The 21,418-nt window shown below is 41.9% G+C and carries 19 protein-coding genes and 2 pseudogenes; 11 read left to right on the plus strand and 10 right to left on the minus strand.

The window, feature by feature from the left end:
- Positions 1-102: 102 nt before the first annotated feature.
- From pip to rdgB, 3 genes are all read left to right on the plus strand, one after another.
- On the plus strand, positions 103-1,050 hold the full coding sequence (gene pip, locus WA1_RS37540; RefSeq protein ID WP_017749855.1) for a prolyl aminopeptidase: 948 nt from the start codon (positions 103-105) through the stop codon (positions 1,048-1,050).
- 233 nt (positions 1,051-1,283) lie between these two features.
- Positions 1,284-2,720: a phosphoglucomutase/phosphomannomutase family protein gene (locus WA1_RS37545; RefSeq protein ID WP_017749854.1), complete on the plus strand. Its 1,437-nt coding sequence runs from the start codon at positions 1,284-1,286 to the stop codon at positions 2,718-2,720.
- 96 nt (positions 2,721-2,816) lie between these two features.
- Positions 2,817-3,395: an RdgB/HAM1 family non-canonical purine NTP pyrophosphatase gene (rdgB, locus tag WA1_RS37550; RefSeq protein WP_017749853.1), complete on the plus strand. Its 579-nt coding sequence runs from the start codon at positions 2,817-2,819 to the stop codon at positions 3,393-3,395.
- 76 nt (positions 3,396-3,471) lie between these two features.
- Here the strand turns inward: rdgB and WA1_RS37555 are convergent, their stop codons facing one another.
- From WA1_RS37555 to WA1_RS37570, 4 genes are all read right to left on the minus strand, one after another.
- The gene (locus tag WA1_RS37555) at positions 3,472-3,810 is read right to left on the minus strand and encodes a P-II family nitrogen regulator (RefSeq protein WP_017749852.1); all 339 of its coding nucleotides are present in this window, start codon (positions 3,808-3,810) and stop codon (positions 3,472-3,474) included.
- A 215-nt stretch (positions 3,811-4,025) separates the two neighbouring features.
- Positions 4,026-4,595: a hypothetical protein gene (locus WA1_RS37560; protein WP_017749851.1), complete on the minus strand. Its 570-nt coding sequence runs from the start codon at positions 4,593-4,595 to the stop codon at positions 4,026-4,028.
- Positions 4,596-4,857: 262 nt separating this feature from the next.
- On the minus strand, positions 4,858-5,679 hold the full coding sequence (gene thiD, locus WA1_RS37565) for a bifunctional hydroxymethylpyrimidine kinase/phosphomethylpyrimidine kinase (RefSeq protein ID WP_017749850.1): 822 nt from the start codon (positions 5,677-5,679) through the stop codon (positions 4,858-4,860).
- 56 nt (positions 5,680-5,735) lie between these two features.
- Entirely contained in the window at positions 5,736-6,149 is a 414-nt protein-coding gene (locus WA1_RS37570) for a hypothetical protein (RefSeq protein WP_017749849.1), read from the minus strand.
- Positions 6,150-6,267: 118 nt separating this feature from the next.
- On the opposite strand from WA1_RS37570, the gene WA1_RS37575 reads away from it, so the two are divergent.
- Together WA1_RS37575 and WA1_RS37580 are read left to right on the plus strand one after the other, a co-directional pair.
- Entirely contained in the window at positions 6,268-8,094 is a 1,827-nt protein-coding gene (locus WA1_RS37575; protein ID WP_017749848.1) for a DUF5942 domain-containing protein, read from the plus strand.
- A gap of 107 nt (positions 8,095-8,201) precedes the next feature.
- On the plus strand, positions 8,202-8,432 hold the full coding sequence (locus tag WA1_RS37580; protein WP_017749847.1) for a hypothetical protein: 231 nt from the start codon (positions 8,202-8,204) through the stop codon (positions 8,430-8,432).
- Here WA1_RS37580 and WA1_RS37585 read toward each other — a convergent pair.
- The 3 genes and pseudogenes from WA1_RS37585 to WA1_RS37595 all read right to left on the minus strand — a co-directional run bounded on the left by WA1_RS37585 (position 8,429) and on the right by WA1_RS37595 (position 10,674).
- Positions 8,429-8,749 carry a thioredoxin domain-containing protein gene (locus tag WA1_RS37585; RefSeq protein ID WP_017749846.1) on the minus strand — a complete coding sequence of 107 codons (321 nt, stop codon included), beginning with the start codon at positions 8,747-8,749 and terminating at the stop codon, positions 8,429-8,431. The genes WA1_RS37580 and WA1_RS37585 overlap by 4 nt on opposite strands.
- Before the next feature lie 278 nt (positions 8,750-9,027).
- Positions 9,028-9,387 carry a four helix bundle protein gene (locus WA1_RS37590; protein WP_017750197.1) on the minus strand — a complete coding sequence of 120 codons (360 nt, stop codon included), beginning with the start codon at positions 9,385-9,387 and terminating at the stop codon, positions 9,028-9,030.
- Between the two features lie 38 nt (positions 9,388-9,425).
- Positions 9,426-10,674, minus strand: a pseudogene (locus WA1_RS37595) (ISL3 family transposase).
- Between the two features lie 2,587 nt (positions 10,675-13,261).
- On the opposite strand from WA1_RS37595, the gene hetF reads away from it, so the two are divergent.
- Positions 13,262-15,802, plus strand: coding sequence for a cell division protein HetF (gene hetF, locus WA1_RS37600; protein WP_017749845.1), 2,541 nt, complete (start codon positions 13,262-13,264; stop codon positions 15,800-15,802).
- Between the two features lie 150 nt (positions 15,803-15,952).
- On the opposite strand, the gene WA1_RS37605 is transcribed toward hetF, so the two are convergent.
- Positions 15,953-17,455: a hypothetical protein gene (locus WA1_RS37605; RefSeq protein WP_017749844.1), complete on the minus strand. Its 1,503-nt coding sequence runs from the start codon at positions 17,453-17,455 to the stop codon at positions 15,953-15,955.
- 226 nt (positions 17,456-17,681) lie between these two features.
- On the opposite strand from WA1_RS37605, the gene WA1_RS37610 reads away from it, so the two are divergent.
- Positions 17,682-18,200, plus strand: coding sequence for a hypothetical protein (locus WA1_RS37610; protein ID WP_017749843.1), 519 nt, complete (start codon positions 17,682-17,684; stop codon positions 18,198-18,200).
- Between the two features lie 228 nt (positions 18,201-18,428).
- Here the strand turns inward: WA1_RS37610 and WA1_RS37615 are convergent, their stop codons facing one another.
- Complete coding sequence (locus WA1_RS37615; protein WP_017749842.1) at positions 18,429-18,869, minus strand: Hsp20/alpha crystallin family protein; 441 nt, start codon at positions 18,867-18,869, stop codon at positions 18,429-18,431.
- A 44-nt stretch (positions 18,870-18,913) separates the two neighbouring features.
- Between WA1_RS37615 and WA1_RS37620 the strand changes: the two are divergent.
- A pseudogene (locus WA1_RS37620) lies at positions 18,914-19,324 on the plus strand (IS66 family transposase); the annotation flags it as partial.
- A 344-nt stretch (positions 19,325-19,668) separates the two neighbouring features.
- Here the strand turns inward: WA1_RS37620 and WA1_RS57575 are convergent.
- Positions 19,669-19,830, minus strand: a complete 162-nt coding sequence (locus WA1_RS57575) for a hypothetical protein (protein WP_158516744.1) — start codon at positions 19,828-19,830, stop codon at positions 19,669-19,671.
- A 232-nt stretch (positions 19,831-20,062) separates the two neighbouring features.
- Between WA1_RS57575 and WA1_RS37625 the strand changes: the two genes are divergently transcribed.
- The 3 genes from WA1_RS37625 to WA1_RS57580 all read left to right on the plus strand — a co-directional run bounded on the left by WA1_RS37625 (position 20,063) and on the right by WA1_RS57580 (position 21,046).
- A complete protein-coding gene (locus tag WA1_RS37625; RefSeq protein WP_017749840.1) occupies positions 20,063-20,269 on the plus strand; it encodes a hypothetical protein in 207 nt (68 codons plus the stop codon).
- A gap of 323 nt (positions 20,270-20,592) precedes the next feature.
- Positions 20,593-20,883, plus strand: a complete 291-nt coding sequence (locus tag WA1_RS37630; RefSeq protein WP_017749839.1) for a nucleotidyltransferase family protein — start codon at positions 20,593-20,595, stop codon at positions 20,881-20,883.
- Positions 20,873-21,046 (plus strand): ribonuclease HepT family protein, encoded by a 174-nt coding sequence (locus WA1_RS57580; RefSeq protein WP_017749838.1) that lies wholly within the window; start codon positions 20,873-20,875, stop codon positions 21,044-21,046. Before WA1_RS37630 ends, WA1_RS57580 begins: the two co-directional genes overlap by 11 nt.
- The last annotated feature ends 372 nt before the right edge of the window (positions 21,047-21,418 follow it).

The raw sequence follows: 21,418 nt of genomic DNA on the forward strand, positions 1-21,418 counted from the left end.
TGTTTTATATTTTCCCTTCTTTGATTTTGATTTAATCTCCCAAAAGAAATAAGCACATTAGCTTTTCCATATTGCACCATAAAAGGCGGTAAAATAAGCAGCATGAAAAAATTATATCCACCTATAGAACCTTACAAAGAAAGCACTCTAAGGGTTTCCGACCTGCACACTATCCATTTTGAGGAGTCAGGAAACTCGCAAGGTAAGCCTATTGTTTTGTTGCACGGAGGACCGGGTGGTGGATCACCGCCCTTCTACCGACAATATTTTAATCCAGAAAAATGGCGACTTGTTATGTTTGACCAACGGGGTTGCGGTCAAAGCACACCGCATGCAGAACTACAGGAAAACACAACATGGGATTTGGTCAGTGATATTGAAAAACTACGATCGCATTTGAATATAGAAAAGTGGGTTGTCTTTGGTGGTAGTTGGGGGAGTTCCTTAGCATTAGCCTACTGTCAAACCCATCCCTCTCAGTGCGCGGGGCTGATTCTGCGTGGCATATTTATGCTCAGGCAAAAAGAATTGCAATGGTTCTATCAAGAGGGAGCTAGCTATATTTTTCCTGATGCTTGGGAAGAATATTTAAAACCAATTCCACTAGATGAACGTGATGATTTACTCAAAGCTTATTACAAACGCTTGACCAGCCCAGATTCTAATATTCGATTGGAGGCTGCACGTGCTTGGTCAATTTGGGAAGCCAGTACCAGCCGATTGTTCCCAGACACAGAACTGATGGCAAAGTTTGGTGAGAATGTTTTCGCAGAGGCATTTGCACGAATTGAGTGTCATTACTTTATTAATAAAGGATTTTTTGAAACAGACGATCGCTTGCTTGCAAATGTCCATCACATACGTCATATTCCTGCAGTCATAGTTCAAGGGCGATATGATGTTGTATGTCCAATAGTATCAGCTTGGGAATTACATCGCGCATGGCCGGAAGCAGAATTTATTGTTGTTCCTGATGCTGGACATTCCATGACCGAACCGGGAATTCTCAGTGCTTTGATCGAAGCAACAGATAATTTCGTAGATTTATAGGAGCATGGCGCATAGCGGATGAGGCATGGTAAAAAATCATCTCCTATTTTCTTTTCCCAATGCCCAATGCCCAACTCTTACACTACCCCGTAGCCTATTGCGGAACAAGTTTGCTACACTTTGTGTCATAACAGTCTAGGACGCATTGTACTTATTGAAACAATGTGTTCTTTTAGTACTAGGTGTCCTATGTAAATGTTACAATCCTCTGTTAGGGAAGTTGGGATACCTCAATGCGAGTTACAACTAACTCAATCAAGTTTGGGACGGATGGTTGGCGTGGCGTCATTGCCGATGAGTTCACCTTTGAACGCTTAGCTCTAGTTGCGCCGATAGCCGCAAAAGTTTTATTTGATACATACGGGAAAAAAGTAGGTAGCCGTAAAATCGTTGTGGGGCATGACCGACGTTTTATGGCAGAAGACTTTGCTCGTAAAGTTGCTGAGGTTGTCTCAGTAGCTGGGTATGATGTTCTACTTACAGATACTTATGCTCCAACCCCAGCTTTTAGTTGGGCGGCAAAGCAACAAAATGCTTTAGGGGCATTGGTGATTACTGCAAGTCACAATCCGGGAAAGTATTCGGGCTTAAAAGTCAAAAGCGCCTTTGGTGGCTCTGTACCGCCTGAAGTGACAAAACAAATAGAAGCACTGTTAACTCAAGAATTACCACCAGCATCAACCCCAGGCAAGATAGAACAGTTTAATCCCTGGCAAAGTTACTGTGAAGCATTATTCGGCAAAGTTAATATTACTAAAATTCGTGATGCTCTCTCTTCAGGTAAACTCACAGTATTTGGTGACGTTATGCATGGTGCCGCCGCAGGTGGGTTGGCAATGCTACTTGGCAATGAGGTAAAAGAGATTCACAGTAATCGCGATCCTCTCTTTGGTGGAGGTGCGCCAGAACCCCTGCCTAAATACCTTTCACAGTTGTTTGAGGTGATGCGCCATCATCGAGAAACCACTCCCTCTAGTTTAACAGTCGGTTTGGTATTTGACGGAGACAGCGATCGCATTGCCGCAGTAGATGAATTTGGGAATTTCCTAAGTTCACAAGTATTAGTCCCTATACTAATTGACCATTTGACTTTAAGACGCGGCTTTAAAGGTGAAATCGTCAAAACCGTGAGTGGATCTGATTTGATTCCTCGCTTAGCCGCACTGCATAATTTGTCAGTATTTGAAACACCAGTAGGTTACAAGTACATTGCTGATAGAATGCTAGAAGCAGAGGTGCTGTTGGGTGGAGAAGAGTCGGGAGGAATTGGCTACGGCAGTCACATTCCCGAACGAGATGCACTGCTTTCAGCATTGTATGTACTAGAAGCCATTGTTGAATCCGGACTAGATTTGGGTGACTATTACCGTCACCTACAGGAACAAACTGGTTTTACTTCCGCATACGATCGCATTGATTTACCATTGTCTAGTATGTTCGTGCGATCGCGTCTTTTGCAACAACTACAAACCCAACCTTTGACAGAAATCGCCGGAAAATCAGTTATTGATTGCCAAACCATCGATGGTTACAAATTCCGCTTAGCCGATAACAGTTGGTTAATGATTCGTTTTAGCGGAACCGAACCAGTTTTACGCCTGTACTGCGAAGCCCCTACCCTAGAACAAGTGCATCAAACTCTTGCGTGGGCAAAAGATTGGGCAGAATAAATTATGTTAATAGTTAGTGGTTAGTGGTTAGTGGTTGGTAGTTAATAGTTATTAGTAACAACTAACAACTAACAACTAACAACTAACGACTAACCAATGACATTACTTGTTGTAGCTACAGGCAATCCAGGAAAATTGCGTGAAATGCAAGCTTACCTGGCTCATGCTAATTGGGAATTAACGCTTAAACCCAAAGAAATAGAAGTAGAAGAAACGGGAGAAACATTTGCCGCCAATGCCTGTTTAAAAGCATCCCAAGTTGCACAAGCTACAGGAAACTGGGCAATTGCCGATGATTCTGGCTTGCAAGTGGATGCTCTCAACGGTTCGCCTGGAGTGTATTCTGCTCGTTATGGTACAAGCGATGGCGATCGCATTGCCAGATTATTGAGAGAATTGGGCGATACACCAAATCGGCAAGCCCAATTCGTTTGTGCTGTTGCGATCGCCCGTCCGGATGGTACTATTGCTTTACAAACAGAAGGCATATGTCGCGGCGAAATTCTTCATGAACCTCGTGGTAATGGTGGCTTTGGCTACGATCCAGTTTTTTATGTCCACCAGACGCAATTGACTTATGCAGAGATGACGCCAGAAATGAAGCGTTCAATTAGTCATCGAGGTAAAGCTTTTGATACTTTATTTCAAAAGTTAGAGACAATTGTTCTTTGTTAGTTGTTAGTTGTTAGTTGTTAGTTGAATTTCTTACTCACTACTAACCACTAACCACTAACCACTAACCACTAACTAACTAAACTGCCTCTGTATTCTTTTCGCCAGTACGAATTCGTACCACTTGTTCGACTGGTGAAATAAAGATTTTACCATCACCGATTTCGCCAGTACGAGCAGCAGCAATAATTTTATCGACAACCATGTCAACCTGGTTATCTTCAACAACAATTTCCACTTTAAGTTTTTGCAAAAACTCTACAGTGTACTCAGAACCGCGATATCGTTCAGTTTGACCCTTCTGCCGTCCAAAACCTCGTACTTCGGAAACTGTCATGCCAACTATACCAGCATTGACCAAAGCAATTTTTACCTCATCAAGCTTAAAGGGACGAATAATAGCCTCAACTTTCTTCATTTTTGTCTCCTAACTTGTACGTATTCTATCTAAGCAGATTCTCTGACTTTGACGCTCAATTTTTATTTGTTTGTAGCTTATACCATTTTGGATTTTAGATTTTGGATTGAGAAAGCCTTATCGGGATTAATCTCACCCAACTATCTATGCATTCTGTTTTCAATCTGGTATTATTTAACACAACATAAACATTAGTTAGCGTTATGAAAGCATTCTTAACGAGTATGTTGTACCAGTAAGGGGCGTACAATTAAATAACCAGCACCAAAACCCATAACAATAATGAACAAGATAGCTACTATAAACCACCAGCTATTAAGTTGTGAAGGTTCTGGTTCATCCTGAAGATAATAACTTGGCAACTGCTCTTCTACATAAACGGATTGTGGATTAGGAATATCACTTTCCACTTCATTGGTGACGACGAGAGGGCGCGGGCGGAAAACTTGCTTCTTGGCAGAAGGTTCCGTCATCGGTCTTTTCGCTTGAGGTTGAGAATTATGAGAAGATGGAGGAGGCGCTTGATAATAACTAACTTTAGGCTGAGAATCAATCAGTTTTTGCAAATGCAAGATGGACTCGACAGCTTTAGAAACTTCCTGTCGAAGTAACTCATTCTCTTGCACAAGTTGTTGATTCTGGGTAACAAGAGAATTTAGATTTGCCCGCACAGTTTGCAACTCAGAAGCCAAATCTCGGTACACGGAAAGGGGTACAGAGGGGGAGTAGCTTGGAGTGGTTGTACTTGATGTGGTGTTGTTGAAGGAACCTGTGGTTGCACGCATTAGTGGATTCTTATCACAATTTAATGTAATTGAACAATAAGAGACTGCGATCGAAGATACTCAGCCTCGGAAACTAAGCTTAAGAGTAATGGAAAAATACCCCCAAGGAGAAGAATCTTAATGTACAATTTTGTGACTAAATACACAAGGAGATTGGGCAATGGGCAATGGGCAATGGGCAATGGGCAATTACGTATTGAATTGCTTGTAACAATGCCTAATTCCCAATGACAACAATGCCCCATGCCCAATCCCCAATCCCCTACTTATTTAATAACGGGAAAAAGTGTCCGACAGGACCTTGTCCTTTGCCAATAGCTAGAGAGTATGACAGTGCATTGGTAACATACTCCTTTGCTTGCTTGACTGCTGTTATCAAGTCCGATCCTCGCGCCAAATTTGCGGCGATCGCTGCTGAAAGGGTACAACCAGTACCGTGAGTATTTTTTGTATCAACGTGTTTAGTCGTCAAAGTTTCCGTATGATGCCCATCAAACCAAATGTCTACCCCACGCAGACTCCCTTGCATACCTCCACCCTTCACCAAAACCACCTTTACTCCTGTATTGCGGTGAATGATTTGAGAGGCTGCTCTCATGTCATCTAGGGAATTAATCGGTAAACCACTTAAAATTTGGGCTTCATAGCGATTTGGTGTCACAAGTGCTGCTTTGGGAATTAAAAGATTGCGGAGATTCTTGACTGCATCATCATCTAGTAATTGAAACCCCGTGCGGGATACCATAACTGGATCGACTACCAAGTTAGGAATTTGCAAAGCTTCCACTTGTTCAGCAACAGCAGCAATGATTTCCTTATTCAACAACATTCCCGTTTTTGCCGATTGCACCCCGATATCGTCACATACCGCATTGATTTGCGCGACAACAACCTCTGGCGGTATTGCCTCCACCCCCACGACACCCAAAGTATTTTGTGCTGTAACACAGGTAATAGCACTTGTACCGTGAACGCAATGAAAAGCAAAAGTACGTAAATCAGCTTGAATACCTGCACCTCCACCGCTATCAGAACCAGCGATCGTTAAAACAACAGGTATTTTGGGTGATGTGTCGGTGTTCATGATGAGGGTTAGTGGATAGTAGTTAGTAGTAAAAAGTTACCACTAACCACTAACCACTAACCACTAACCATTGATTGTAAATATTTCCCCCATTCTGCGGCCAGGGGAATTTCTGTAAAGGGAACACGTACCGATTGAGCGGGGTCAGAAAAAATAAATTCCAACTCAATAGTACGACCTTTGTCTGGTGGAGTTGCTGAGTCCACTGGTTTATCATCTACTAAAAGGCGGACTTGCTGGACATCAAGCAAAGAAAATGTTTCTAGTTTAATCGGACCCTTTGGAGTGGGTTTGCCCCAAGTTATTTGGGAACCTTTTTGACCTAAAACTGAATAAATATCGTACTTAGCCTTTTCAAATTGCTGTGCCCAAGTACGGTAGGCTTCAATTTTCTGATACTCTTGCGAGCCTTGCCAAGCCAACCAAAAGAATGCGACTAATAGGGGTAACCACAGAAGACCGCGTTCCATTTTTAAAAAATTCCTGAGGTTTGCTTTAAGGATTTTAATTTTAATACAAAATTCACCAACAACGGTCTTGTTTGAGTTATGTTAGTGAGCAACCTGGCAAGAAGCGGTATGGGTTGAGATGAGAAAGCTTATAATATTTGGCTTGTTTATCATCGGTTTGGTTGCTGCCCTGTTTAGTTTTCAGGGATTGGCAGCCAACGGTGAATTCGATACAATTTTGTTAAATTTTCGCGAAGATATTCCTCAGGAAGTCTTGCAACAGGATTTGCAAGCACTAGCCCAAGAGTACCACGTTACACCCCAACTAGATAACAAATTTTCCGCCAAGGAGAATGTGTATATCATTAAGGGCGATAAACAGCGACTGCAACAACTCCGAAAGTCGCAACTCGCCAAAGCGGTGGAATTTATTGAGCCTAATTATATCTATAGAATTCCACAACCTGGGAAAGCTGATTTGGCTGAAGATTTATCGCTGCTCCAAACTCCAACTGAGAAGACTGCGATCGGACCTAACGATCCAATGTACGGCAAGCAGTGGAATCTTCACAATATCAATATAGAAGGTGCGTGGAGTCAAAATAAAGGTAACGGCGTTACAGTCGCAGTGATTGACAGCGGTGTGAGTCGCGTGCGTGACTTGGAGGAAACAAAATTTGTCCCTGGGTACGATTTTGTTAATGACAAAGCAGAAGCTGATGACGATCACGGACACGGTACCCATGTTGCTGGTACGATCGCTCAAGCGACTAATAATGGTTATGGAGTCGCAGGAATTGCTTATGAAGCAAAACTGATGCCTTTAAAGGTTCTGAGTGCCTATGGTGGTGGAACCGTAGCTGATATAGCTGAAGCGATTAAGTTTGCTGCTGATAACGGTGCAGACGTTATTAACATGAGTTTGGGCGGTGGCGGTGAAAGCCAGTTGATGAAAGATGCAATTGATTACGCCTACAGTAAAGGTGTGGCGATCGTTGCGGCGGCTGGTAATGAAAACGAGAATTCTGCTGCTTATCCAGCACGTTATCTCCATGTAATTGGTGTTTCTGCTCTCGGTCCAGATGGAGAGAAAGCCCCATACTCTAACTACGGTGCTGGAGTAGATATTTCGGCTCCTGGTGGTAGCGATGCTGGTAAGATTGTGCAAGAAACAATCGATCCAGACAATGAAGGCGCACCAGTGTTTAGGGGATATCAAGGAACAAGTATGGCATCCCCTCACGTTGCTGGTGTTGCTGCATTAATTAAAGCAGCTGGAGTGAAAGAACCAGACCAAGTTGCAGAAGTTCTCCAGCAGTCAGTTAGAACTATTGAAGATGACAATTTGAACTACTATGGTGCTGGGCAACTGAATGCAGAAGCAGCAGTGAAACTTGCTACCCACGGACAAATTAGTTTCCAAGATTTCTTCCGTTGGTTGCGCGATAACGGCTATCTCAACCCCCGCTTCTGGATTGATGGCGGTGCGGTAGCGCTGTTACCTAAGGTTTTGATGGTTCTTGGTTCCTATCTCTTGGCTTGGTTTTTACGGGTTTACTTCCCATTCAATTGGGGCTGGAGTCTTTCATTCGGTTTAATTGCTGGTAGTTCTGGGTTGTTCCCCTTTAAGGGATTTTATATCTTTGACCTTCCTCAATGGCCTTTCCGTTTATTGGGAAGTTCTATCCCTGAGTTAGGCAATACCCTCCAAGGAACAAATGCTCTTAACCCGTTGTTTGCCAGTGTATTGATTCCCCTGATTCTAATTGCTTTACTACTAGGACACCGGGACTGGAAGTGGTTTGCCATTGGTTCATCAATTGGTGTCGCTGCTTGCTTGGCAGTGAGTGCAGCATTAGATCCAACAGTTTGGGGAATGGGTAGCGGTGTTGTTGCGCGTCTTTTCCTCACCGTTAACGCCTTGCTATGTTTTGGTTTAGCACGTTTAGCAGTGAAAACTACCTAACTAAGGTTAGTGGTTAGTGGTTAGTCGATAGTAGATAGTAGATAGTGGTTAGTCGATACTAGATACTAACCACCAACAACTAACCACCAACAACTAACAACTAACCAATGAGCATTACAGTTACAGGGACTATTCAACGTCGCGAGATTGGGACTGGCGCTTGGGCGTTAGTTACTAATGAAGGAACCACCTATGAAATCCTCAGAGGTGCTGACAAAAGTTTACTTAAATCAGGACAACAGGCAAAAGTTAAGGGGGAAATTCGCGAAGATGTGATGACTACTGCTATGATTGGCCCTGTTCTTGAGGTTGAATCTTTTGAGCTGATTGACTCCTAATTAGAGTGGCTCGAATCTAGAACTGCTTGCAAACGATTTCTAAATTCTCCTTTGGGATGACCTCCTTTGACTTCTCCAATAATCTGAAATTCCCCTTCCGGTGAATCACAGACAATGTAGGTAGGCCATCCCATTTCTGATTTATCGGGATACTGAGTGAGCAAAATTTTTCGATACTTGCGGTAAGTCGCTGTATCTTGCATTTTCACGCTAATGAACTCGAAACCTAATTCTTCAGCAACTTTTTGGTCGTAAAAAGACATCTTGTGACAAATGCCGCAGTCTTCTGATGAAAACTTGATAACAGCTAAACTCATAAGCCCGCAACTCTATAAATAATTACTGGTATAGACAAACTTTTTGTACTAAAGAGTACCATACCAGCATAAAAAGTCAAGAATTTCAGAAAAATATTAAAAATTGTAAAAGCACACTGGGAATGCAGTCAAGTTTTCTACCACATAAAAACTTTAAAATTTTTGGTTCTTCAGTACTTGTTATGCTAAAATAACAAGTACTGAAGAGGGAACAGGGAACAGGGAACAGGGAACAGTGAAGAAAGGAAAAAGGAAAAAGGAAAAAAGGGAAGAGAGCGTTATTCTAGCTTCTTAATGAGGGCAATAATCATTCGACTCTCTTCTCGTAGCAAAGAAATAATTGGTTCTATATCTTCTTGTTTAGATAGACCTACCCGATGCGATAGAATAACGTGTGTTTCTAATTCATTAACCGAGCCTTGAGCAATATTCAGAAATCTAATGTATTCAAGTGTCGATCTTCTTCCATATCCCTCGGCTATATTGGCTGGAATAGAGACAGCGGATTTCCTAATTTGTTGTACCATGCCATATAACTCGTCTTTGGGAAAAGGTTTAGTCAAAAAATAGCACTTTTCGGCTATATCCATACCTTTTTGCCAGATTTTTAAGTCTTTAAAATCATTAATCTCTGCCATGAAAACCCTCAAGATTATCAAAATTCATCAATGTTTAGTTAGCAATTGAAATGCCAAGTTAATAGGCACCGAATTCGAAAGTTGTCAAAATTTCTAAAACCATAAGCAGCGCGTTTGATGAGCTTGAGTTTGTTATTAATACCTTCTACAACTCCGCTTGTTGTCCTATTATCAAAGTAAGCAACGATCTCATCTAGCCAACGAAGTATTGTGTTATAGCTCTTAGGAAAATGTTTTTTCGCTTTAAATAACCATGTTCCTAGTTTAAATAATCCGGCTTCCCAATTACTTATTGTTTCAAAAATTTGTCGAATTTCCTCTTTTAATTCATGCATGATTTTTAGACTAGGAGAAACTTGTTTGACTTCAATTAATTTCTCTTGTTGGACTTGATTTAGATCTTCTTCATTCTTAAGTAAAATATATTTACTTTTTGTAAGTCCTTGTAAAATTTTTTCACTGTCTGCTTTATCTTGAGGAGATTCCGCTTTTTTTATAACTGATTCTATTTGACTTTTTTCTCTCTTTCTTTGTGTATCTAGTTCCTTGTTTATCTGTACCATTACATGAAATCTGTCAGCCACTACTTGTGCATGAGGCATTAATTCTTTCACTAAACTTTTATAACCTTGCCATAAATCTATACTCACTTCTTCTATTTTATCTAAAACATCATTCCCCCATTCAATTAAGATTTCTCTTATGACTTCTTGTGTGCGCCCATGTAAAATTGTAATTGGTTTAGATGTATCCAAATCTGTTAAGACTGCACAGTAATTTCCATGACCTTTCACCAAAGCTATTTCGTCAATTCCCAGTCTTTTTAATCCGTCATGTTTTGATGAAGATAATCCTGTAGATGCATCTTTTAACATTCTTTCTATTTCTTCTGTCGTCACAATTCCTTTGGATGCAACACTGTGAATATCGTTTTCTAAAACGTCTTGTATTATTTTTTGAGCTAATCTTTTTGTATATGTCCTTTTTCGGCTTACGAAATCTAATTCTTCACTAAAAGGTTTTTTACACACCTCACATTTGAATTGTATAAAAGTTTATTTCTAAAAAAACTGGTTTTTCTCCAAATGGTAAGTCTTTTACTATGTATCGATGATTTTGATGTAATCTATGACTTACGGTTCCACAACGTAGGCAAATACTATAATCAGAAATTGATTCGGTTTGTAGTATAAGTCCAATTCCAGCATGAAGCCGATGGGATATGACTTTTACCCCTTCTATATCCAGAATTTCCGTTAAAGCTTTAATACCTTTTTTCCTTACCATAACTGTTAGATTTACAAAAATGTTATCAGGCAAGGCAAACAGAAAACTTCGTTTCTTTCTTCACTGTTCCCCGTTCCCTGTTCCCTGTTCCCTCTTCAGTACTTGTTATTTTAGCATAACAAGTACTGAAGAGCCAAATTTTTATGCTATTTGTCAGAAATTTGAGAAATTGAGTTATTATGATGAATCTAACCAAGATACTATCTTCTGAGCTTAACCAGAAGATTCCGGAAAATTTACAAAAAATTTTTGTAATTTTGCTGGTTTTTGTGTCAAAAATAATATGTGTCTCCACAAGCTGATAGCAAACCAGGGGAGTCAGAGATCGGGGTTAAAAGGCAGTTCGTCAAAAAGCGTTTCTAGAACTAGGTGAAAAACCTAGCAATAGTATACTGAGGAGTACGTGAACTGGAGTAATCCAGAGTAATTCGGAACAATTCGGTTACTGGCTCCACCATGACTCAACTTGAACTTGTTTCAAGTCGTCCACTTAAGGGTCATGACTTAATGAGATTAGCCAGTCTCAAGCGTCGGGGAAGGAACATGACTGCGTCACACAGTGCAACACCAAAACCTATTAACAAGCTCTTAAGCAGTGTCGAGGCAAACAATACCCCGCAAGGGAGCGCTCAAATGAGCAACAACGTAAATTTGGGGTTCGGTTAAGTCCGATTTACCCCAAATTACTCAAAATAATCCTCATTTTTGGCTACTTAGTTACAAGACGGAACGGGGCTGTCCCTTGTGCCAATTTGAGATATGTTTTAATGAACAGTACATCTACCATTTACTCTGTTCTTGGCTTAACCAGGGTTATCCGGATAAGTTAGAAAAAATTTGGGTATTTTTGCATCTCCAAAAAAATCCCTAGTAGCCGAAAGTCCACTAGGGAGTCAGTTATCAGGGTGCATCTACCACTACTCTGTTCTTAGAATAACCAGGGCATCCGGATAAGTTAGGAAAAATCGAAGTGTTATTTGTCTCCTTAAAAAAAAGACCCCTAGTAGCTAAAAAGCTATCCAGGGGAGTCAGTTATCAGGGTGCATCTACCACTACTCTGTTCTTAGAATAACCAGGGCATCCGGATAAGTTAGGAAAAATCGAAGTGTTATTTGTCTCCTTAAAAAAAAGACCCCTAGTAGCTAAAAAGCTATCCAGGGGAGTCAGTTATCAGGGTGCATCTACCACTACTCTGTTCTTAGAATAACCAGGGCATCCGGATAAGTTAGGAAAAATCGAAGTGTTATTTGTCTCCTTAAAAAAAGAACCCCTAGTAGCTAAAAAGCTATCCAGGGGAGTCAGTTATCAGGGTGCATCTACCACTACTCTGTTCTTAGAATAACCAGGGCATCCGGACAAGTCGCCGAAAATAAAGTGTTATTTGTCTCCTTAAAAAAAAGACCCCTAGTAGCTAAAAAGCTATCCAGGGGAGTCAGTTATCAGGGTGCATCTACCACTACTCTGTTCTTAGAATAACCAGGGCATCCGGATAAGTTAGGAAAATCAAGGTAGTTATTTGTCTCCTTAAAAAAAAGACCCCTAGTAGCTAAAAAGCTATCCAGGGGAGTCAGTTATCAGGGTGCATCTACCACTACTCTGTTCTATTGGTAACCACCCGATCCGGAACCTTTTTTCCAAAATAGGTAAAAATTGTTGACTGGCGTGGAATTAAGCGAAATTAGAATTTCATGCTAGTCATCTATTACCAATACGGTATTTTCATGTACCGTTAAAGAACAGCCTTAAAAAGCGTTGCAGGTCGCTACCACTCTTGTAAGAGAAACAGCAGTCATTTTCATGCACTGCATCAACTACATCTATAAATTTGGAGAATAATACGGTATGCAAAGCACAAAAGAACCCGATGAGGATGTTGGTTTTAGTAAGGGGAGTTAATTATTAGGGTAAACCAATTGTTAGGATGTCTACGGAAAGCTATCCGTAGATTGTAACCTTGCCTTCATCAAATCTCTAAGTTGCATCAACCATCGCATCAACCACTAAACTCTTTGGGCAAGGTAGAGGGCAGAGGGCAGAGGGTAATAAAAAGTTTTAAGGTATTCCCTTCTGTTTTACCTAAAGGGCATCTTTAAATTGGGTAGGGTTTGAATCCCCGCCCAAATGCCTTCTTAACTTCTGCCTTCTTCAACAAAACACAGAAAAACTCCCAAAAGGCTTTGATTACCTTCATGGGAGCTCGCGATCAAGGTGCATCTACCACTATGAATGTTCTGGGCGGAACTCATAAAATCCGGATAAAGTTAAAAAAGGAGGTAGAATTCTGAATTCAAGAGCCAAAACTACTTAGCCTATAGAAATGTAGTCTTGGTCTCGAAGGAAGAATTTTCTCTCCCTGTTACCTTAGATAACATTGCACTTACTCCAAACCCATTTCCTAGTTGCACGGAATACAGTATGAATTCTGCTCTATGAGATATGAGTTTTCGTGGGTTAGATTATGTTAAGCAGAACAACCTGAATCAGAAACATTCAGTGGCGGGATGCATCTAAGGTAACAGAAAGAGCGAAACATCGACTTGAAACTTTCGCGTTCCAAACCAGATTTAGGAGGCAAGCAGGAGAAGTTGTGACCCAGGAATTTCACATTTCCGTAACCCCAGTAGGGCAAAATGACTACTTGGTGCGGACGGAACAAGTCGCGCCTGGGGTGCCATTGGCAGAGGAACTGGTGACTTGGCCTGTAGCTGATTGGTTGACGGCTGCAGGTCATTTGATGAACGACCCATTAAAATTAGTGCTCCAAGGAGATGCGATCGCAAGAAATTCCATTAACTTGGTAGCATTGGGTCAACAACTATACAACGCACTGTTTCAAGGCACTCTCAGAGATAGCTGGATTACCGCCCAAGGAATTGCCCAGAACCACCAACAGGTACTGCGATTGCGCTTGGGATTAAAAGATACCAGGTTAGCTCGCCTGCCATGGGAAGTCATGCATGCAGGCGATCGCCCCATAGCTACTGGTTTATACATAGCATTTTCTCGCTACCAAAATGCGTCTGGCGGTACTTCTCGTCTGCCTACGACAAGTATGCCAGTACCACCATACGAAGAGCGCGGTATCAAAGTGTTGATGGTGATTGCTTCACCTACAGACTTAGTTCGCTTAGATTTACTCAAGCAAGAAGCTATCAAACTGCAAGCAGAACTGCACCGCAGTGCTAATGGAGACATTCCGCGTATTCGAATGAACTTGCTCGAGCAACCGGGGCGAGAGGAGTTAACACAAGCCCTAGAACAAGGAAGATACCACGTTCTACACTACTCCGGTCATAGCAACCCAGGTCCGAATGGTGGAGAAATTTACTTAGTCAGTGGTAGAACTGGCTTAAAAGAAACCCTAAGTGGCGATGACCTAGCAGGCTTACTCGTTAACAATCACATACAAATGGCAGTGTTTAACTCCTGCCTGGGAACATACGCAGCTACCACCGACCCTTCAGGAGATACGGGCGAACGAAATCTTACAGAAAGCTTAGTCAAGCGAGGTATAAAAAGTGTTTTGGCAATGTCAGAACGCATACCTGACGACGTAGCGCTGACACTAACACAATTGTTCTACCGCAATCTCTTACTGGGATATCCCGTAGATTTGTGCGTCAGTCGGATGCGCCAAGGGCTGATTGCAGCCTACAGTTCCCATCAAATGTACTGGGCATTACCAATTCTGTATCTTCAGCCACAATTTAACGGCTATCTCAGTCCGGGAATGCATCCAATTCACAACGATGAGTTAATTGACGAGTACAATTCCACCGCTTTAACGACGACGACAACCTCAATTTACCCAGATCCGGCAACTGATGCCGATATGCCATTACCAATTGAGGAAATCATGCCTCCCCTAGCAAGGGAACCCTCAGAATTGGACTGGCTGGACGATCTTGCCGATGAGATTGAGTATGATGAGCCAAGCTATGAAGAAGACTCTGCCATAGTTTCCGACTTATTCCGCCAAATCGATCGCCAAAGGGCTGAGTCCGAAGACTCGATGACAGCCGAACTCGTGCAAGACTTTGGCGAAGAACGTTTTGATGATACTGAAGTTTCAGGAGAGATAGCATCCTTAGAAAGCGATCTTGGGATGTGGGAAGAAGTAAGAGCCGCCGCCGCATATGGCAGACAACCAGGTGCAGGACGTCGCGAATTACCCCCCTCTAATGAAGCGTCCTCAGAAACACCCCTAAGATTGGAAGGCAATTGGGATCATTTACAACTTCCCCCATCAACTGAAACAACCGTTCCATCACAACAAAATCAGCTAAAACGGCAGAAAAAACGTAACCCGTTGGGTATAGTTGGTATCGCTGCTACCAGTGCGCTTGTAGCGGTTGTGGGTTTTAATTTGTTGTCAAAAACTCCATTGCTCTCACCATTTGCTTCCCAACCTTCACTTCCCCCTGATATTAAAACGGAATCTGTCGAGGTTGTAACTACCTATGCAACCGAGAGGTTAAGCAAAAGTGACTTAGACGAGGGGCTTAAAGCTGTGGAAGAACTCCTCAATCGTAACGAACTTTCTAATGCTGAAAACGCTCTCAGTCTTATTCCCCAAAACAAAGCTAATGACTCATTTGTTAACTTCCTTAAAGGGCGATTGGCATGGCAGTCGCTCCGACGGGGAGACAGCAAGTATAGTTTAGATAATGCTCGGCGTTTCTGGGAAAGTGCCGTTAAAGATGACCCTAATTCGCTAACTTATAAAAACGCTTTAGGATTTGCTTACTATGCTGAAGGTAATCTTATTCGAGCTAATGATGCTTGGTTTAAGGCGTTAGATGTCGCAGTTAAAGAGCAAAAAACGTCTGCGACTCCTCTTGCAGACAACGATAAGAACGTAAAACCAATCCCTAAAGATGCTTTAACAGCTTATGCTGGGTTAGCGCTTGGATTGTATAAAACAGCATACAAGGAAGCGCCTGCAAAACGACAGCAGTATCTCAGTGAAGCTATTAAACTGCGCCAAAAAGTTCTGAGAGACGATTCAGCCCATTTCCAGCCTAAGGAATTGAGTCAAGATTGGATGTGGACTGACAAAGCCATTCAAGATTGGCAAAAACTGCTTCGGCTGAAACTGAAGCGTCCTCCTGTTAGAAGAAGTAGTTAACAACGTCTGACAAAAATGATTTATTCATCTCAATTGCTTCAAGGTAATTACCTTGAAGCAAATTGGTTTTTATGTTGAGTATACTAGTAGTCCACAGCATTTTCGTGTTTGTGGTACGGGCGAGGACGCCCGTACCACAAGAAATCTTCACTACTGAGATTTAAGCAATTCTTCACCACGGCGATAAAGTTCGCCAGCATAGTCAGTCCAAGTGCCTTGTCCCCAGTAACGAAAACAACTTGTCTGTAACAATAAGTTGTACAGCAATGCTCTTTGATACTCAGAACTTTGAGTCAATGAAGGATTTTGTTGTACGAGGGAGTCGTATTTTTCATGAAACAAAATACTCAGCTTCTTCATCGGATCTAAAACATTCTCGTAGCCTTGAATCCAACTTAAATGATTCGTCCAAGATGCACCATCCATATGGAACTGATGGTCTGTTTCTTTAACTAGTGCGATCGCATTTTCTACTGCTTCTGGCGTCACATTATCTGGATTGACACGCTGCCAAATTTTGTGTTGTTGCACGGCTTGACAAGTTGGATAATCATCTGGATTAGCACCATTCGCTTCAATCAATTCTAAATACTCAGTTCCGTTGAGTGCAACTATCCCTGAGTGATTTCCTCCCGAATCGCGAATTTCGTGATACACCCTCAAGAAGTCGCGGGGATATTCATTCATCATGACACCTCCATTTTCCCCATCTGCAATTTGAGTCACTAAAGAGGGAAATGTTCTATTTCCAATTGGCTGCTGATTTCTACCTTTTGCTTCAAAATATGGCTGCATCTGCGCCACTAATTTTGTATCCGAACCTTTGGTTTTAATTAATGCAGTGATACCGATCGTCTCGCCATGAGAATTACGAGCAACTAAACGATTGGGAATATATTTATCATCATGGTTTAGCCCCGAACCATCCAAACGCTCTACGGAATGCTCTTGCACCATCAACCAGCGATATCCGCACTCTTTCAACGCTTTAATATACTCAAACAGCGTATCTGGATGGTTTGGCAAGTGCATTTCTGGAGGAGAGAAACCTTTCACTCGTGCTAAGGCATCATAGCCAAAAATGGCTGCAAAGTGATGTTGCCATGCTTGAATGTGAAGTTTAATATCGGGAATAGGCGTAGAAGGAATAACTGCATGGCTCCACATTGTTCCAAGCCACTCCACGTAAGGCTGGTATTGGGGGTCACAGGTGATACGCTTGAGATTGTTGAGAACATCCTCTCTTCCCATTTGTCGCAATCCCCATAACAAATTACCCGAGTAGTCGAGCATAATCCGAGGATTGCAACCTTCAGCAATCAATTGGGGGATAAAATCTCCCATGCGCTTGTAGCACCAAGCAAAAGGTTCTGCATTATGGTTATCTCCTTCTTGAGAGTGTTCAAACATATACTGGAGATTGCTGATAAGTTCGCCATGACCACCCGCAGGGAGAGTAGGTTGGTGCATATGAAGGGCGCAAGCAAATCCAGATGAGATATTTTCCAATCGGATATTTGTAGTCTTTAAAAATACAGGTTCATTCTGTTGAACAACTGAGCTAATTTCCGACTCCCAACCACAAATATTTGGTAATCCTGCTCTTAATTCTTCCAAAATTGGCAAATTGGCAGATGGTGCTGTTGTTGGCATGAGGCTTTCCCGTATACTGTGGTTTTTGTAATGCTTTCTATTGTGCCTCAAAATAGAAATGTTCGCGATTAACTGAAAAAAGATTTAATCATGTTAAGCTTATGAGCCTGTTAGTAGTTAGTTGTTAGTTGTTAGTAGTTAGTTGTTAGTAGTCAAAAAACCACTAACCACTAACCACTAACCACTAACCAATAACCAATAACTACTAACCTATGAGGAGAGAAATGTGACTCAAGATTACTCAACAAAATGGTGGGCAGCGTTTACATGTATTGCTTTTCTTGAAGCCGTCTTGCTCATGATGTTGCTTTCTGGGCAAGCTTCTATACAACTGCTCATAGCGATCGTTATTATCGCGATACTATTATTTTTAATTCCTCGTCTAGATGAAGTTATTTCACTCACTTTTGATCGAGGTAAGATAGATGCAAAACTCAGTACACTTGGTAAGAAAATCACTACGACTAAGTCAAGAACTGATAAGTTTGTTTTGTTATCACTACCTAAATCAATGTACGAAACTCTTAAGAAGATTGATGCAGGTAAATTTGGTCAGTATAAAATGACCGAGCGTTTAGAAAGAGAACTTTATCACCTGCGCGATATAGGTTATGTTGAGGTAGAAAGAATCCGCGATATTCCCTATGAAGGTAATAATCTTTCAGAGTTTGTGATGATTACAGATTCTGGAAAGCAATTTCTCGATCTGCGTGAAAGCATTGAGAAAGACGGGAATAAAGATTAATTAGGTTGGCAAGAAAAAAATCAAACGCGAGCATCTCAATTGAGTATCTAAATACCTGGCGAATAGAATTCGCGGCTATACAAACGAAGTCCGCCTACGCGGACTACACTTTTGACAATCTAAAATTACCAATTTTTGTAGGGTGGGGAGTGCCCACCCTAATTTTTTCTATGAAGAATTTTGGACAAGTTTTTATCCTTTATCCTTCATCTTTTTCTGGTCAATTCCTTACTCGGCTGTTGTTGAGCTAGTGTTTAATGTTTTACTCTCACCAGAGGCAGACAATTCTCCCAAGTTAATCTTGACAACACGATTGCGGACTGATTCAACTTTGGGCAAGGTAAGAGTTAGAATACCATCACGATAATCAGCTTGAACTTTTTCATTCTGTACGGGAAATGGCAAATTAAGAACTCTTTGAAATTTGCCATAGCGGAATTCAGAGTGCAAAGAATTGACATTATTGCTATCGTGCAAGTACTTACGTTCTCCACTCAGAGAAATAGCATCACGCGTTACCTGTACATCCAAATCTTGTGTGGAAATACCGGGAAGTTGTGCTCTGAAAATCAGATTATCACCTGCATCAATCAATTCAACAGCCGGACTCCAAGCAGTGGTGGAGGGATCGCCAGTTTGTGCGCTTAACTCGTCAAACACTTGATCCATTTGACGGCGAAGAGTGTCCAGTTCTTTGAATGGTTGCCAGTAGCAAAATCAAAGCACTATTACTTGAAGCGGCAGATTACCAAATTACATCTCAGGAAAACACCCCTCTGGCAAAAACAGTTCGCACCTGTCGTCAACTACTTAAGGTTGAATCTGCGATGTGGCTTTTTCTAACGACAGACGGAGTGGAACCGACTAATAATGCGGCTGAGAGAGCAATTCGTCCGGCGGTCATATGGCGACGTACCAGTTTTGGTTCCCAAACACAGGCGGGTAGTACTTTTTTTGCGCGAATGATGACTGTGGTTACTACCCTCAAGTCTCAACGTCGTAATGTTTTGGAGTTTATGACACAAGCTGTTGCCTCTGCACGCGAACTCAAAGATACTCCTTGTTTACTTCCACAAGTCATCTGTTGTGACGAGGAGCCAGATTTTCTCAACCGAGTTACCTAAAGTAACTTCCTTGGCAAGGATAAGCACTCAAGGGATGTTGACCATAACCAATTAGATGAACCGTGTAGACAGTGCGGACGTAGTCCCTGTGTCAGCCACATTCTGTTGATTAGACCAACGTATTCAGCGTGGTAGGCAACGTCCCAAATCATCCCAATTTTCCTTGCCCGAGCACTCACGCTTTTAGCGTTGGTGTTCCTGATGGGAGCCATTCACACAATTAGGGTTAGTCCTTTCCCACGCGCTTCCTGACCCCTCATACCTCTGTCCAACTGCTCCCAATTCTCCCCAAGTTGGCGTTCGCAAACAGAACCGTTCGTTCTTTCTCACTCAATTCCTTGCCCTCATACCTCTGTCCAACTGCTCCCAATTCTCCCCAAGTTGGCGATCGCAAACAGAACCGTTCGTTCTTTCCCACTCAATTCCTTGCCCTCATACCTCTGCCCAACTGCTCCCAATTCTCCCCAAGTTGGCGTTCGCAAACAGAACCGTTCGTTCTTTCTCACTCAATTCCTTGCCCTCATACCTCTGCCCAACTGCTCCCAATTCTCCCCAAGTTGGCGTTCGCGAAGCGTGCCGGAGGCAATCGCCCTTCTACCCCCTGAACGCTTACCTAAATTTTAATTAAAAATTAATCTTTGAATCTATACGAAGCCTGGTTGTTGAAGTAACTGGTGCTAAGGATGAAAAGCTTTTGCTAATTTTCTCAATTTGATTGCGGATATTTCAGGAGATAATATGCGGAGCGTCCAACTTGCTCCATTGTGGGAAAGAGTACCGCCTCCATGGTGGTACCGAGTTAGTTTAGATGGAAAAACAGGCTTTTTATGCAATAGTGTTGAAGATTTTATAAATGCGATCGCACGTTTGGGAAATATCAATCGCCGTGATTGTTGCGCTCATGTCGATCAAAACTTTAGTGTTAAAAGCATGGTAGACGGCTAGGAAGCAGTTTATCAGCAAATTTTGGCAGAGAAATTTGATCAAACGGTTATTCTCACACGTCAACAAGGTAAATGATTAACATCTGAAAAAACAATTAATCTCAGACAGCTATATTAGCAAGGCGTAGGGTGGGCAATGCTCACCAATATATATTTGATACCGCAATAGCTCCTCTTAGCCCAGGCGATTGAAATCGCGGCTATACAAACGAAGTCCGCCTGCTCGGACTAAATTATTAAGGGGGTACAAGACGGAGATTTAGTATGACGTGTTGTGCTTTTCTCGCTTGTATAATTACAATTAGATTGTCTTAAAAAAAGAAAATGAAGCGAGATCGAGTTTTAGAAATTATTGCCGCACATCGAGAGCAGTTGCAGGCAATGGGTGTAAAATCGCTGGATTTATTTGGTTCAGTAGCACGGGATGAAGCTAAGTCTGGCAGTGATATTGATTTTTTGGTTGAATTTAATTGTCCTATAGGATTATTTGAGTTTATTGAAGTGCGACTTTATTTAGAAGATTTATTAGGCTATCCTGTAGATCTGGGTACATTAGATGGTCTGCGAGAAAACTTTAGAGAACCAGTCCTTGAGGATGTAATTCGTGCCTTCTAGAAAGTGGCAATTTCGGATTCTAGATATTGTGCAAGCGATCGCGGCTATTCAGCAACGTGTCGATGGAATGTCTTTGGAAGATTTTCGAGGGAATGAGACTGCCATCATAAATGCTTACAAAGAAAGGCAGAAGGCAGAAGGCATTCTGTCTCCTGCCCTCTAAAAAAAACTTTAGTTGTGGGTTTAAAGTCTACTAAAAAAAAGATGTTTTTCGAGATCGCGTAGCGCGAGGAAAAACGGCGTCCTTGCTTCAATCCCACACTTTTAAGTGTGGGATCATAGCTGCCCTCTGCCCTCTGCCTTCTGCCTTCTGAAAAATCTGGTAGGGATGTCAGCACAATCGCCGAAATCACTACTGGGAAACACGTAAGATTTAAAGTGCAATCAGGAGGGAAAGTACGCAACAATAAAAACCGCAACTAAGGCATATGCCTCTTAAAGAGTTAAGCCATAACTGCCTGAAAGCCCTAATTTTAAAGACAAGCCCTAAATTTTAGTTTATTTTAGTTGAAAGTTCAGCATAACACCTACGGAA

The organism is Scytonema hofmannii PCC 7110 (assembly GCF_000346485.2).
GTDB classification, from domain to species: domain Bacteria; phylum Cyanobacteriota; class Cyanobacteriia; order Cyanobacteriales; family Nostocaceae; genus Scytonema; species Scytonema hofmannii.

What these genes read in the sequence shown, in the direction of transcription:
- pip (WP_017749855.1), top strand. Translation starts at nt 103, where the DNA reads ATGAAAAAATTATATCCACCTATAGAACCTTACAAAGAAAGCACTCTA.
- WA1_RS37545 (WP_017749854.1), top strand. Translation starts at nt 1,284, where the DNA reads ATGCGAGTTACAACTAACTCAATCAAGTTTGGGACGGATGGTTGGCGT.
- rdgB (WP_017749853.1), top strand. Translation starts at nt 2,817, where the DNA reads ATGACATTACTTGTTGTAGCTACAGGCAATCCAGGAAAATTGCGTGAA.
- WA1_RS37555 (WP_017749852.1), bottom strand. Translation starts at nt 3,810, where the DNA reads ATGAAGAAAGTTGAGGCTATTATTCGTCCCTTTAAGCTTGATGAGGTA.
- WA1_RS37560 (WP_017749851.1), bottom strand. Translation starts at nt 4,595, where the DNA reads ATGCGTGCAACCACAGGTTCCTTCAACAACACCACATCAAGTACAACC.
- thiD (WP_017749850.1), bottom strand. Translation starts at nt 5,679, where the DNA reads ATGAACACCGACACATCACCCAAAATACCTGTTGTTTTAACGATCGCT.
- WA1_RS37570 (WP_017749849.1), bottom strand. Translation starts at nt 6,149, where the DNA reads ATGGAACGCGGTCTTCTGTGGTTACCCCTATTAGTCGCATTCTTTTGG.
- WA1_RS37575 (WP_017749848.1), top strand. Translation starts at nt 6,268, where the DNA reads ATGAGAAAGCTTATAATATTTGGCTTGTTTATCATCGGTTTGGTTGCT.
- WA1_RS37580 (WP_017749847.1), top strand. Translation starts at nt 8,202, where the DNA reads ATGAGCATTACAGTTACAGGGACTATTCAACGTCGCGAGATTGGGACT.
- WA1_RS37585 (WP_017749846.1), bottom strand. Translation starts at nt 8,749, where the DNA reads ATGAGTTTAGCTGTTATCAAGTTTTCATCAGAAGACTGCGGCATTTGT.
- WA1_RS37590 (WP_017750197.1), bottom strand. Translation starts at nt 9,387, where the DNA reads ATGGCAGAGATTAATGATTTTAAAGACTTAAAAATCTGGCAAAAAGGT.
- WA1_RS37605 (WP_017749844.1), bottom strand. Translation starts at nt 17,455, where the DNA reads ATGCCAACAACAGCACCATCTGCCAATTTGCCAATTTTGGAAGAATTA.
- WA1_RS37615 (WP_017749842.1), bottom strand. Translation starts at nt 18,869, where the DNA reads ATGGATCAAGTGTTTGACGAGTTAAGCGCACAAACTGGCGATCCCTCC.
- WA1_RS37625 (WP_017749840.1), top strand. Translation starts at nt 20,063, where the DNA reads ATGCGGAGCGTCCAACTTGCTCCATTGTGGGAAAGAGTACCGCCTCCA.
- WA1_RS37630 (WP_017749839.1), top strand. Translation starts at nt 20,593, where the DNA reads ATGAAGCGAGATCGAGTTTTAGAAATTATTGCCGCACATCGAGAGCAG.